Annotated in this window: 13 protein-coding genes; 10 read left to right on the forward strand and 3 right to left on the reverse strand. The window is 62.9% G+C overall.

What is annotated here, in order from left to right; translation table 11 throughout:
* Nucleotides 1–83: 83 nt before the first annotated feature.
* Complete coding sequence (locus Q0K00_RS05080) at nt 84–1,253, reverse strand: hypothetical protein (protein ID WP_297227805.1); 1,170 nt, start codon at nt 1,251–1,253, stop codon at nt 84–86.
* 228 nt (nt 1,254–1,481) lie between these two features.
* Between Q0K00_RS05080 and Q0K00_RS05085 the strand changes: the two genes are divergently transcribed.
* The 10 genes from Q0K00_RS05085 to Q0K00_RS05130 all read left to right on the forward strand — a co-directional run bounded on the left by Q0K00_RS05085 (nt 1,482) and on the right by Q0K00_RS05130 (nt 9,232).
* Nucleotides 1,482–1,763 (forward strand): DUF2325 domain-containing protein, encoded by a 282-nt coding sequence (locus Q0K00_RS05085; RefSeq protein WP_297227807.1) that lies wholly within the window; start codon nt 1,482–1,484, stop codon nt 1,761–1,763.
* A gap of 92 nt (nt 1,764–1,855) precedes the next feature.
* Complete coding sequence (gene feoB / locus Q0K00_RS05090) at nt 1,856–4,078, forward strand: ferrous iron transport protein B (RefSeq protein ID WP_297227809.1); 2,223 nt, start codon at nt 1,856–1,858, stop codon at nt 4,076–4,078.
* A 246-nt stretch (nt 4,079–4,324) separates the two neighbouring features.
* Nucleotides 4,325–4,816 (forward strand): thermonuclease family protein, encoded by a 492-nt coding sequence (locus tag Q0K00_RS05095; RefSeq protein WP_297227811.1) that lies wholly within the window; start codon nt 4,325–4,327, stop codon nt 4,814–4,816.
* A 12-nt stretch (nt 4,817–4,828) separates the two neighbouring features.
* A complete protein-coding gene (locus Q0K00_RS05100) occupies nt 4,829–5,257 on the forward strand; it encodes a hypothetical protein (RefSeq protein WP_297227812.1) in 429 nt (142 codons plus the stop codon).
* Complete coding sequence (locus Q0K00_RS05105) at nt 5,254–5,775, forward strand: 3'-5' exonuclease (protein ID WP_297227813.1); 522 nt, start codon at nt 5,254–5,256, stop codon at nt 5,773–5,775. Before Q0K00_RS05100 ends, Q0K00_RS05105 begins: the two co-directional genes overlap by 4 nt.
* 9 nt (nt 5,776–5,784) lie before the next feature.
* Nucleotides 5,785–6,348 carry a GNAT family N-acetyltransferase gene (locus tag Q0K00_RS05110; protein ID WP_297227815.1) on the forward strand — a complete coding sequence of 188 codons (564 nt, stop codon included), beginning with the start codon at nt 5,785–5,787 and terminating at the stop codon, nt 6,346–6,348.
* Nucleotides 6,349–6,565: 217 nt separating this feature from the next.
* Nucleotides 6,566–6,979 (forward strand): flagellar basal body rod protein FlgB, encoded by a 414-nt coding sequence (flgB, locus tag Q0K00_RS05115; RefSeq protein ID WP_297227816.1) that lies wholly within the window; start codon nt 6,566–6,568, stop codon nt 6,977–6,979.
* A gap of 37 nt (nt 6,980–7,016) precedes the next feature.
* Nucleotides 7,017–7,454, forward strand: a complete 438-nt coding sequence (gene flgC / locus Q0K00_RS05120) for a flagellar basal body rod protein FlgC (RefSeq protein WP_297227817.1) — start codon at nt 7,017–7,019, stop codon at nt 7,452–7,454.
* A 46-nt stretch (nt 7,455–7,500) separates the two neighbouring features.
* Nucleotides 7,501–7,947 (forward strand): flagellar hook-basal body complex protein FliE, encoded by a 447-nt coding sequence (gene fliE / locus Q0K00_RS11830; RefSeq protein ID WP_366141147.1) that lies wholly within the window; start codon nt 7,501–7,503, stop codon nt 7,945–7,947.
* Nucleotides 7,948–8,590: 643 nt separating this feature from the next.
* Nucleotides 8,591–9,232 (forward strand): SIS domain-containing protein, encoded by a 642-nt coding sequence (locus Q0K00_RS05130; RefSeq protein ID WP_297227819.1) that lies wholly within the window; start codon nt 8,591–8,593, stop codon nt 9,230–9,232.
* A 244-nt stretch (nt 9,233–9,476) separates the two neighbouring features.
* Here Q0K00_RS05130 and Q0K00_RS05135 read toward each other — a convergent pair whose 3' ends face one another.
* Together Q0K00_RS05135 and Q0K00_RS05140 are read right to left on the reverse strand one after the other, a co-directional pair.
* On the reverse strand, nt 9,477–11,927 hold the full coding sequence (locus Q0K00_RS05135) for an SEL1-like repeat protein (RefSeq protein ID WP_297227821.1): 2,451 nt from the start codon (nt 11,925–11,927) through the stop codon (nt 9,477–9,479).
* A gap of 17 nt (nt 11,928–11,944) precedes the next feature.
* Nucleotides 11,945–12,563: tetratricopeptide repeat protein (locus Q0K00_RS05140; protein ID WP_297227824.1), on the reverse strand; the 619-nt coding region annotated here is incomplete at its 5' end.

The following is a 12,563-nucleotide window of genomic DNA, read 5'->3' on the forward strand; positions in this document are numbered from 1 at the left end:
AGAAAAAGAGCGGGGGCACGCTTCCCGCGTACGCCCGCTCTGTAAAGGATGCCTGCCGGTGGGGACAGGCGGAATGTATGGCCTCAGTTTGCCGCCTTCTTTTCGACAGGAGCGGCCTTTTCCTTTGCCTGCGCGGCAAAGGCGTCGCGGAGCTCCGCGAGCCGGGCTCCGGCCTTTTCCAGCAGGGCTTCCCGGGCTTTTTTCTTTTCCCGCAGGTCGGCCTTGCCGCTGACGCCCTCTTTTTTCGCTTTCCGCAGTATCTCCTCATATTCCTTACGGGTCAGGCAGGCTTTGGCGAACATTTCATTGTCGCCTTGCAGCATGAGCTGGGCAGCGTGCTCGATCTCCCGTATGTCGCCGTCCTCATCGAGGCAGGTCTCGAGGGCGGTATAGTACAGGAGCGCCTTGCAGTCGGTCGAAGGGGGGAAGGGCTTCTTCTCTCCGGCAGGATTGAGGATAAGGACTATCCTTTTCAGGGCGCTCAAAATTCCCAGGCGCATGGCCCGTGCGTAGGCTTCCAGAGCCTTGCGTTCGTCATAAACACCGTATTCATGCACGGAGTGGGCGTACCCGAAGTGGAAATTCGCCTGCGCCGATCCGGCGGTGGCCGCCGCCCCCATCCAGTAGCGGGATTCCGGCGTCCGTGCGCCGTCTTCGGGCACATCCCGCGGAAGAATGAAAAAGTCCGGATGCTCCGGCATCCGAAACGTCTTGTCCGGGAAGTCCGCGGCAAGACGGGCCAGACCGTACATGGCCTCGGGGTGTCCGAGGGCGACGGATTTTCGCAGGTATTCCGCCACGATCCGGTTTATTTCTGTCTGGGGCAGTCCGGGGGTGGCGCTGATGGTGTGCAGTATACAGGCCAGAAGGTAGCAGCCTTCCTTTTCACCGAACAGGCGGATGAGCCACTCCTCCCAGAAGGAGGCGGGCGCGCCGAAAAGAGACGCCCCACCGTTTGGCCGTTCCAGCGTACTCAGGGCGACCAGCAGCAGGAAATCGACCGGATCACCATTCAGTGCGTTGTCGCGTATTTTTTCCGCCGTGACCTTGTCCTGTTTCCGGCAGATTTCGTCCGGCTGCATGAGCCGGAGCGGGAGCTCCGCTTCCGGGCAGGGGGCCTGTTCGGATGTTGGGGAGGCCGTTTTCCCGGCGGCTGGGGAAGCCTCGTCCTTCCGGGCCTCCTCGCCCTGTGAAGGGGAGGGGGCAAGCAGGAGGCCAAGCACGAAGAGCGGAGCGAGCAGGGAGCGGAGCAAGGTGAGCCTCCCGCGGGCAGCGCCGGGAGATGCGATACGCCTTGCCCGGCGGCGCGTGAACCGGGCGGCGGATGCCTGTTACAGGGCAGGATATGCCCCGGGTAGACGTTTTGCCAGAAAAAAATGGGAAGAAATTTTTTATTGACTTTGAAATTCTTTTTCAATTAGTCTGCTTTTCAGAAAGGACATCAAACCTGCGCCGGGAGGCGCAGCTTCAGGAGAAGGCCCATGTGCGTGACGCTTATCGGCGGTATGGACAGACTCAAGCCGGAGTATATTGCCGCGGCTCGCGAGGGTGGCGCCACCCTCAAGTGCATCAGTCGCAATGAGCGCAACTTTACGGACAAGATCGGCAATCCCGACGCCATTATCGTCTTTACCAACAAGGTTTCCCATGAGGCTCGGCGCAAGGCGCTGGAACATGCGCGTTCACGGCGTATACCCATCCATATGATCCATTCCTGCGGCGTGTCGTCGCTGCGAGACTGTCTTTCCGCACAACGGGCTTGACAAGCGCGGACAAATATCGCATCACAGCGAGCGGAAAATGAATTTCAATTCTTGCTGAAGGCGGCAAGAAGGTGCGAGCGAGGAGATCGGAAATGAGTGCTGTCATCCAATTCAGCGAAGTAGGGAGACGTGCGGCGGGACAGCCGCTGCGCATCGCGCTGGCGGGCAATCCCAACTGCGGCAAGACCACGGTATTCAACGCCTATACCGGGGCGCGCCAGCATGTGGGCAATTATCCCGGCGTCACGGTGGACCGCAAGGAAGGCGTGGTCAGGCACGGAGGCGAGAACGTCACGCTGGTGGACCTGCCGGGCACCTATTCGCTGACGGCCTATTCGCAGGAAGAGATCGTCGCCCGGGCGGAACTGGCCAGCGGCAGGGTCCAGGCCGTCATCAACGTCGTGGACGCCTCGGCGCTGGAGCGCAACCTGCTGCTCACCGTGCAGATGCTGGAGATGGGCCTGCCGGTGGTGCTGGCCTGCAACATGATGGACGAGGCCCGCAAGGCGGGCATCCATATCGACATCGACCGTCTTTCGCACATGCTGGGCATCCCGGTGGTCTCCACCGTGGCCCGTAACGGCGAGGGCCTCAAGGAGGCCATGAGCGAGGCCGTCCGTTTGGCGCAGGCGGGCGAGCGGCGCGTGCTGGAAGTCAATTACGGGGCGGACGTCAACGAAGGCATCATGGCCATGCAGGCCATCATCGAGCGGGAAAAACTGCTGCCCAAATACGCTCCCCGCTGGATCGCCGTCAAACTCATGGAAGGCGACCCCGAACTGCGGCAGGAGCTGCGCGCCGCCAACGCTACGGCGGCGCAGGAGATGGAAGGCATCTGCCGCCGTGTGGCCGACCATATCCGCACCGGGCACAGCGTCACCATGGAATCCCACATCACGGACGCCCGCTACGGCTTCATCCGCGGTCTGCTGCGGGACGGCGTCGTCCGGCAGGATGCGGGCAAGGACCGTCTCGCCCTCTCCGACAAGCTCGACAGGGTGCTGACCAATGCCTTTTTCGGCCCGCTCATCATGCTGGCCGTGCTCTATGCGGTGTTCCAGATCACCATCGAGATCGGCGCCTATCCGCAGGGCTGGGTGGAGGACGCCTGCGGCGCGCTCGGTGAATTGTTCGCGGGCATCATCCCCGAAGGCGATCTCCAGTCGCTGGTGGTGGACGGCATCATCGGCGGCGTGGGGGGCGTACTGAGTTTCGCGCCGCTCATCGTCATCATGTTCGCCCTCATCGCCTTCATGGAGGACAGCGGCTACATGGCGCGCATCGCCTACATGATGGACAGGGTGTTCCGCGCCTTCGGCCTGCATGGGGCCTCGGTCATGCCCTATGTCATCTCCGGCGGCATCGCGGGCGGCTGCGCCATCCCCGGCGCCATGGCCACCCGCACCCTGCGCAGTCCCAAGGAAAAACTGGCCACGCTCCTGACCCTGCCCTACATGAGCTGCGGGGCCAAGCTGCCCGTGTTCCTGCTGCTGGCGGCCGCCTTCTTCGGCAGTCAGGCCCCCACGGTGATGGTGCTCATCATGCTGTCCGGCTGGGTCTTCGCCCTGCTGGTGGCCCGTCTGCTGCGTTCCACCATCATCAGGGGCGAGGCCACGCCTTTCGTCATGGAATTGCCCCCCTACCGCCTGCCCACCCTGTTCAGTGTGCTCATGCACTGCTGGGAACGGACATGGATGTACGTCAAGAAGGCGGGGACGGTCATCCTGGCCATCTCCATCATCATCTGGGCCGGACTGACCTATCCCAAGCTGCCTGAAGAGGAAGCCGCCGCCTTCGATTCCCGCATCGAGGCCCTGAACACGCAGATCGAGGCCCTGCCCGAAGGCGACGCCGCCCGCGCCGGACTGGAAGAACAGGCGACTAAACTGGAAGAAGAGAAGGGCGCCGCCGAACTGGCGCACAGCTTTGCCGGTCGTCTGGGCAAGTTCATCGAACCCGCCACCGCTCCCGCCGGTTTTGAGTGGCGTACCGACATCGCTCTGCTGGCGGGCATCGCGGCCAAGGAAGCCGTGGTGTCCACTCTGGGCACGGCCTATTCCCTCGGTGACGTGGACCCCGAGGACGCCAAGCCGCTGGAGGCCCTGCTCCAGTCCACGCCCGGCTGGTCCAAGGCCACCGCGCTCTCGCTGATGCTCTTCGTGCTGCTCTATTCTCCCTGCTTCGTCTCGCTGGTGGTCATCCAGCGCGAGGCGGGCGGCTGGCGCTGGCTGTTCTTCAGCCTGTTCTTCAATACCGCGCTGGCCTATGTGGTTTCCGTGGCGGCCTACCAGATCGGGCTCGTCGTCTGGAACTGATCCTGTCGTCATCCTCCTCCCGTGCCCGTGCCCCCCGCCTTGACAAGGCGTGGTGGCGCGGGCATGATTTTTATGGAATGACAACCGGCAGGGCCGTCGTGGCGGCGGCACTGCGTTGTCCTGAGCCAGGCGTTGCGGCCCCCCCAGGCGGCAAGGAGAGGTGCTCCCCCGTGCTGTTCGCAGCCCTTGCCCGGTGCGTGGAATGCTTGAAGGAATGGGCACCTGGCGTGTGCCGAGGAGGTTCTCATGTGCGCCGTCATGCGGAGTTTACTGTTGCTGCTCACGCTCTGTCTGTTGGCAGCCGAACCGGTACAGGCGTTTGTGGCCTATGTGCGGGCCGTCGAGGACAGCGACTGCATTTCCGTCACCCGCAGCCGCAACGGGAAAGGGGAAGCGGAAGTCTACTATTTTTACGGCATCTCCGCGCCGCGCGGACGTCAGCCCATGGCTGTGGACGCCAAGGCGCTGGTGCGGCGAATGCTCAAGCCGGGCACGCGCGTGACCGTGCAGTCCCCCCTGAAGGACGACAAGGGACGGCAGCGCGCGCTCATCTATGTGGACGGCGTCTCCATGAGCTCGTCCCTGCTGGAAGCGGGACTGGCCTGGGTGGACAGAAAGAATTGCAAGGCCATGTTCTGTCCGCGCTGGTACCGGACCGAGCAGGAAGCCGCGGCGGGCCACAAGGGGATCTGGGGACTGGGCCTCAACTCCATGCCGTGGCAGTGGCAGGAAGAATAGCAGGAGCAGACGATGGATATAGCTTGGCCGCAGGAATTTCAGGATATGCTGGCAGGCTGGCGGACCGACCCCGTGGGGGCCCGTCCCGCCTTTGAGGCCTATGCCGCCCGGCTGGCGGCACTGCCGCAGGTGACGCTCTCCTTCAAGGCCCGTCCCGGCGTGAGCTACTCGCTGCGCGCCCGGCACGCGGCGCAGAAGACGCGGGAAGTCTTCGTTCTGGTGGACGTGGTGGACGACGATCCGGAAAATCGCTGGCTCTCCGTCTGCTTTTACGCCGACATGGTGAACGATCCCGATGAGCGCGGCGATTTCGTGCCCGGCGGGCTCATGGGCGCGGATGCCTGTTGTCTGACGCTGGACGAGAACGACGGCGAGATGCGCGCATACATCGCCGCCCGCCTGGACGAGGCCGCCGCCGCTGCCGCCGAGGGCCGTGAGTGAGCGACGGTACGGGCATCGCCCTTGATTTCGAGACCTCCGGCTATGCGGCGGACAGCGCCTGCGCCGTCGGCATGGCCCGGCTGGAAGAGGGGAGGGTGGTGGACCGCTTTTATGCGCTCATCCGTCCTCCGTCTTCCGTTATCCGCTTCACTGAAGTGCATGGCCTGACCTGGCCCATGCTCAAGGATGCGCCCACCTTTGCGCAGCTCTGGCCGGAGCTGGCCGCCTTCCTGGAGGGGGCCGAGTGGTTCGTGGCGCATAATGCCTCCTTCGATCGGCGGGTGCTCATCGGATGCTGCCGCGCTGTCGGCATCACCGAGCCCCGTCTGCCCTTCTATTGCACGCTCAAGGGATCGAGGCGCAGCCTGCCGTTGTCGTCACATCGGCTGAGCAGCGTCTGTGCCCATTTCCAGATCCCCTTGCAGCATCATCATGCCGGCTCGGACGCCGAAGCCTGCGCCGAGATCTACCTGCGGCTGCGGGCGCTGGGCGTGTCGCAAGCCCAGATGAAAGCCTGAGGCTACCCTGTGATCCCCTTGGCCATGCCCCTGCCGGATCTGCGTCTGCGCCGCATCCGCCGTCAGACGGAGCGTTTTCTGCCGCTCCTCCGTCTGGCGGACGATGACCCAACCCACATCGACGCCTGGCTGGCGCGGGGGACGCTCTACGGTCTCTTTGTCCGGCGGCGGGAACCCGTCAGCCTGGCGGTCCTGACCGACGAAACGGCTGCCTTTGCGCCGGGCGGCCCATGTGAGCGGGAATGCCCCGCCCTGCGCGGCAGACGGGTCGTCGAGTGCCGTCTGCTGGTCACCGCGCCCGCGTACCGGCGCAGAGGATTGGCCCGGCAGCTGCTCATGCGGCTGTGCGGCCTGCTGGACACGACGTATGACAGTCTGCTGGCAGGCACGGGGACCGTGCCCAGCATGGACAGCTTCTACCGGGGCAGCGGCTTTGCGCCCTGTTTCGTGCTGCCGCACTTTTTCCGTGACAATTACCCCTCGCCCATAGTGGAGGGCGGCGTCCTGCTGGACGACATGCAGTATTATGTCCGCCATATCGGCAGGGCAGAGCAGGCAACGTCACGTCAGTAAACTGACGATGCCCGACATCGGAGAAATGACGGCCTCGGAGCGGATGCTCCGGGGCCGTTTTGTCATGTGTTCCCGCCGAGTTCGCCAATTCCCCGACGTCAAAAAAATGTCCAAAGGAATAAAATGTTTATTTAATATGCTGAATTTAAAGTATTTTTTTTATGTGGCACGTCAGTTGCTATAAGAAAGGCAAACATGTCATCGGCTGGAGGAAAGCATGAAGAGTCTGTTCAATGATCAGATCGGCCTTGTGGGCAAGGTCATGGATATGCAGCTGCAACGGCAGAACGTCATTGCCAGCAATCTTGCCAACATAGATACGCCCAATTACAAGCCGCGCGAACTGACGTTCGAAAAGGAACTGCAGAAGGCGCTGGGACTCGACATGCGCGGACGCATGAGCACGACCACCCCGGGGCACATGCCCGCGGCCTTTACGCCCGAGACCTTCGGAGCCGAGTGGGACAAGCAGTTCAAACCCCGTCAGATTCATGGCGAAGACCGCGTGAACCTCGACAAGGAAATGGCCAAGCACGCCAAGAATCAGCTGCATTATACGGCGCTGGCCCAGGTGATGCAGAAGAATTTTGAAGGTCTGTCGACCCTTATCCAGGACGCCAAGACAGCCTAACCTGTTTCAAGCATGCGCTTGTAAAGGATGGATGACTATGGACTTCATGACCGCACTTGATATCAGTGCCTCCGCGCTTACCGCGGACCGTACGCGAATGAACACTATCGCCATGAACCTGGCGAACGTCAAGACCACGCGTACGCCTCAGGGCGGCCCCTATCAGCGCCGTACCGTGGTGCAGGTCTCGACCGACGTGGACGATCCCTTTTCCGTCCATATGCGTTCGGCTCTCGACCGCGAACTCAAGGGCGTGCGCGTCATGGCCATCAGCGTGGACAAGCGTCCTCTCAAGCAGGTGTATGAGCCCGGTCACCCCGACGCCAACGAGGACGGCTATGTGTCCTATCCCGACATCAACGTCGTGGAAGAAATGGCGCACATGATGACCACACAGCGCAATTTTGAAGCGAACGTGACCACGGTGGAAGCCCTCAAGGGCATGTACAACAAGGCTTTGGATATCGGCCGCTAGGTCATCCGTACATCGTTATAGAGAATAAGAGAGTAAAGGAGTATATATGAGCGCGCAATTTGTCGGAATGAGAGCCTATGCGGACGCCATGCGTCACTTCAGCACCGTGGAAAGTTCCCTGCAGCAGGGGATGCCTGTCAGCAAGGAGACCCTGTTTGCCAAGACCCTGGACCAGAGCCTGCTGCGCGACAGCGTGGACCGTCCTGAAAATTTCGGTGCGCAGGGCGACTTCATCAAGATGATGGGGCAGGAACATACCCGCCTGACGCACACCAATGATTTTGCCGAGACCCTTTCCGACTCCCTGAATCGGGTGAACGAGCTGCAGACCGAAAAGGCCAACGCCATCGACGCGTTCGCCTCCGGTCGCAACCAGAACGTGCATGAACTCATGATCACCATGCAGAAGTCCAGCATGGCCATGAAGCTGACCACCGCCGTGCGCGGCAAGGTGCTTGAAGCCTACAAGGAATTGACCAAGATGCAGTTCTGATCTTTCCCGGAAACTTTTGTTCCGAAGCGCGAAAAACAGGTTGGCCCCGGCTGACCTGTTTTTTGTCGTTCAAGCCCGGGGACGAGTCTGTTCAGGCGTATATGTGCACTGTGTTTTTTAGACCGAAGTGTAGCCGCATCATATAGGAAAGGGATGTACAATCTTTCGGGAAGATCCCTTCCTTGGCTGCGTCCAGATGATAAGGATATTGGGGATGGGGATATGATGCCCCAGTCCCAACATGCCCTGAGCACGACCCGGCGGGACTGATCTCTGGTGAGATACAAAATGATGCGCTGCTGGATTGTTATCCGATAAAGCATCATTTTTTTGTTTATCGTGAGCCGCTCCAGCATCGATCTTAAAATAGGGGGCTTCTGGATGTTGAGCGGTGAGGAAATCTTTTTTCCTCGACCTCCTGGCGCAAGTCTGGCATTCTATCATCGATTCCAGCATGTTTGCCATCTACGGGGCGGGGGAGCGCGCCGGCTCGTCCGGTAGGGAGAGTTTCCCTTGGAGTAGGGTGCGCGCCTGTTTTTCGGAAGGAGCAGTAGGCACGTCCATGTGTCGCCGCGGGCAGGCGCGCACACGAGGCGATCCCGGCGCTTGCACAAGATAGGGAGCCGCAGCAGAGGGGGAGAGGATGGAAGTCCGGATTGAACGTTGCTGGCGGGAGCTGTGCGCACGCAGCCCGCAATGGCAGGGGGCCGTGGCCCCGTTCGCGGCGGCGGTGCGTCTGCTGGCGGAGAGCGTTGCCTGCGGCGGCAAGATCCTGTTGTGCGGCAACGGCGGGAGCGCGGCCGACGCCGAGCACATCGCCGGGGAGCTCATGAAGTCCTTCCTGCTGCCGCGTCCGCTGCCGGAGACCTTTTGTCGTCGCGCCCGAGAGATGTTCCCCGGGCAGGCCGAGGAACTGGCCCGCCTGCAGGGAGGCATAGCGGCCATCCCACTGGTGTCCGGCGTGGCGCTGCCCACGGCCTTTGCCAACGACGTGGACGGGCGGCTCGGCTTTGCCCAGCAGGTCTATGCGCTGGCTCGTCCCGGGGACATCGTCTGGGGCATAAGCACTTCCGGCAATTCGCACAATGTCAATCAGGCCCTGCGCGTGGCGCGTCTGCTCTCCTGCCGTACGCTGGGGCTGACGGGCAGGGACGGCGGGGAGATGGCCTCCCTGCTGGATGTGGAGCTGCGTGCCCCGGCCTCGTCCACCGCTCTGGTGCAAGAGCTGCACCTGCCTATGTACCACTCCCTTTGCGCCTGTCTGGAGGCCGTCATTTTCGGCTGACAGGCGCTTGCTCAGCGGCGGGAGGCATAAGCCTGCCTCCGCACAAAGTCGTTTTTCGTCCTTTTCCCAGCGTGCTTTCGGCAGGAGAAGAGAAGGGGACGAGGCAAACGAACAGCCAAAGGCAGGTGGGATATGTACAGTCAATTTTCTTGTTTGTTGAAATAGTAGTAAAATTTGTGGCGGCCGCCCGGGGACAGCCTCTTTTAGAGCATTTTCAGTTTGAGACGCTTTGCGTTTCAAACCATTATTCCTGACGCATGGCGGACAGGGCGTCTTGCGCTTGCCGATGCCCCTGTTCGGCGGCCTTGCCGAGCCAGAAAGCGGCCTGCTCGGCATTTTTCGGTACGCCTTTGCCTTCCAGATAGAGCAGGCCGAGGCGATGTTGCGCCATCACTTCGTCCTGTTCGGCGGCCTTGAGCAGCCATTGCGCACCCAGCTTCGGCCGCCGCGGGAAGGTATCATCCAGGTAGAGCAGGCCGAGACCGGTCTGCGACAGGGCATCGCCCTTGCGGGCGGCTCGCGTGAACCAGCGGACGGCCTCCCTCGGGCTCGCCTCTCGGCGGCGTTCGTCAGTGAGGGAGTAATATTGCCCAAGGGCGCGCAGCGCATCGACCTGATCCGCCCGGGCGGCCTGGCGGTACCAGAAAAGGGCCGTCTCGTCCCAGTGGTGGAAGGTGCCGAAACGGAACTGGGCGGCGGCGTGCCCCCGCAGGGCGGCCATGTGATACCAGTCGGCGGCCATCTCGTCGTCCTGCGGCATCCCTTCCCCCCTGCGGCAGCATTCCCCGAGGCGGAACATGGCCTCGGCATCCCCCTGATCGGCGGCCTCCAGCAGGACGGACACGGGCCGCGTGTCGAGCGGCGGGAAACGCTTGTGCAGCGCCCCGGTCAGGGAGCCTTGCCGCCTGTGTTCCTCGAACAGGGATGCCGCCTCGGCGTCTCCCAGCTCGGCGGCCTTGCGCAGCCGTTGGAGAGCCTGCGCCTCGTCCCGCGGCACGCCGGTCCCTTCGATATGACAGAGCGCCAGATGATAGTTCGCTCCGGCATGTCCCTGCCCGGCGGCCTTGCGGAACCAGTCCGCCGCCTGCGCGTCGTCCCGTTCCCGGCCCAGCCCGTAGCGGCAGCACAGCCCCATACGGACCTGTTCCGCCGCATCTCCCTGCATGGCCGCCGTGCGGCAGGCGGTCACGTCCGGCGATTCGTCCCGCGGGATGTCGTTGCGGGCAAAGGGGAACAGGCCGAGCAGACCGTCCTGGTCGGTCCGCGTCCCCTGGATGGTCGTTTTGCGGCACCAGATGACGGCCAGCCGGTCACTTTGCGGCAGCCCGCGACCGAAGCAGAAACAGTAGGCGAGGGCATGTTGGGCCGCCGCCAGTTCTTCCTGTTCGGCGGAAACGGGAAGGTATCGGTCCACGACCAGTTTCGTTCCGACGATCTCGCGAAGTTTCTGGGCCGCCGATGCTTCGTCACGGGGCCTCCCCATGCCGAGGAAGTAGCATAACGCAAGATTGTATCGAGCCGGGACATTGTCGTATTGGGCCTTCGCGAACCAGTCTGCGACCTCTTTGTCGTTTCGCGGCACGCCCCGTCCGAGGGCATGACAAAGGCCGAGGGCATTGCGCGCCCTGTTGCAGGCTCTATCGGCGGATCTGTGCAGCCATTTGACGGCTTGCGCCTCGTCGCGAGCCGTCCCCATGCCCTTGAGACAGCACAGGCCGAAGAAGTATTCTCCCCGAGCCAGCATCTGGTCGGCGGCTCTCCGAAACCAGCGCGCCGCCAGCTCATCGTTCCGCTGTACGCCCCGACCGCGAGCGAAGCACTGCCCAAGGCGGATCCGGGCCGTGCCGTCCCCTCGTTCGGCGGCCTGAAGAAACCAGTCGGCCGCCTCGTGAGCGTTCCGCTGCATCCCTTCACCGAAATAACAACATTCACCGAGGCGAAGGCAGGCGGTGACATCGCCCAGCTCGGCGGCCTCGCGATAGCTGCGGACAGCTCGTGCGGCGTTCAGCAGCCGGCAGTCGCCCTCCAGGTAGCTATCCCCCTGAGAGCGTTCGTCATGTCCGGGAAAGTAGGGGGGGAACCTGTCTTGGTGGATCGAGTACAGCTCGTCGGAGCCTGCCTTGTCGGCCCAGAAGGCGGCCTTCTCGTGATCCCGCGGCACGCCCGTACCGTACTCGTACCATTCGCTGAGGAGCTTCGCCGCCCGCCAATCGTTCTGTTCGGCGGCCTTGAGGAACCAGTCCGCCGCCCGGGCATAATCCTGCGGTACGCCTGTGCCATCCCTGTAACAACAGCCGAGGAGGTATTGCGCTTCCGCGTAGCCCCGATCGGCGCATTCCTGATACCATTGGGCGGCCTGTTTCAGGGAAAGCCCGCGCGCATGGAGGATGACGAGCCACATCCGCGCTTTCCTGTGTCCCTGCTCGGCGGCCTTGCGGAGCCATCCCTCGGCACGGACGGCATCACGCGGGAATCGGTGGACGGCATCACGCGCGAAGCCGCGTCCGCACATGAAGCAGACGCCGAGGCGGAATTGCGCGTCGGCATCCCCGGCTTCGGCGGCGGATCGCAAGCGCTGCTTTCCGAAAAGGATGTTCAGGATGCACAAGGCGATCGCCGGGGGGATGAGAAGGATATACAGGAGGACGTTGAGCACGCTAAGGATATTGCGGAACAGCACGTAAATGGACAGCATGACAAGCTTCCTTCATGTCAGGCGTCGTCCCCCAGCTCACTGGGGTCATCCAGGCCGAAGAGGACAAGGGCCAGCTTCGCATCGGCGTTTCCCTGTTTGGCGGCCCTGCGATACCAGACGACGGCCTGCGCTTCGTCCCGCGGCACGCCGAGCCCTTCCTCGTGACAGCGACCGAGGGCGTACTGCGCCTCATCATCCCCCTGTTCGGCGGCCTTCAGGAACCATGCCGCAGCCTGCGCGGCATCCTTCCTCACACCGTCGCCGTCGATGAAACAGCGGCCAAGGGCATTCTGCGCCCGCGCGTCCCCCTGTTCGGCGGCCCTGCGGAGACGCTCGACGGACTGCGCGTCATCCTGGGGACGGCCGTCGTCCGCCCCCTGACCGGACGGGAGCCACGTTCCCGAAGCGCACCGGGCAAGCGCTTCTCGTGCCCCGGCATGTCCCAGCTCAGCGGCCTTGCGGTACCATTTTTGGGCATTTTGGGAAGATCGCGGCACGCCTCGGCCGTCACGACAGCAGTTGCCGAGTTCGTAGTATGCCGGGGCGGGGTCGTCGGAGCAGGCGGCCCTCTCGAACAGACTGAAAGCCTCCTTCTCATCCCTCACGACGCCTTCGCCGTGAAGGTAGCAGAGGCCG

Origin of the sequence: uncultured Desulfovibrio sp., assembly GCF_944327235.1 — a bacterium.
Taxonomy (GTDB): Bacteria; Desulfobacterota; Desulfovibrionia; order Desulfovibrionales; family Desulfovibrionaceae; genus Desulfovibrio.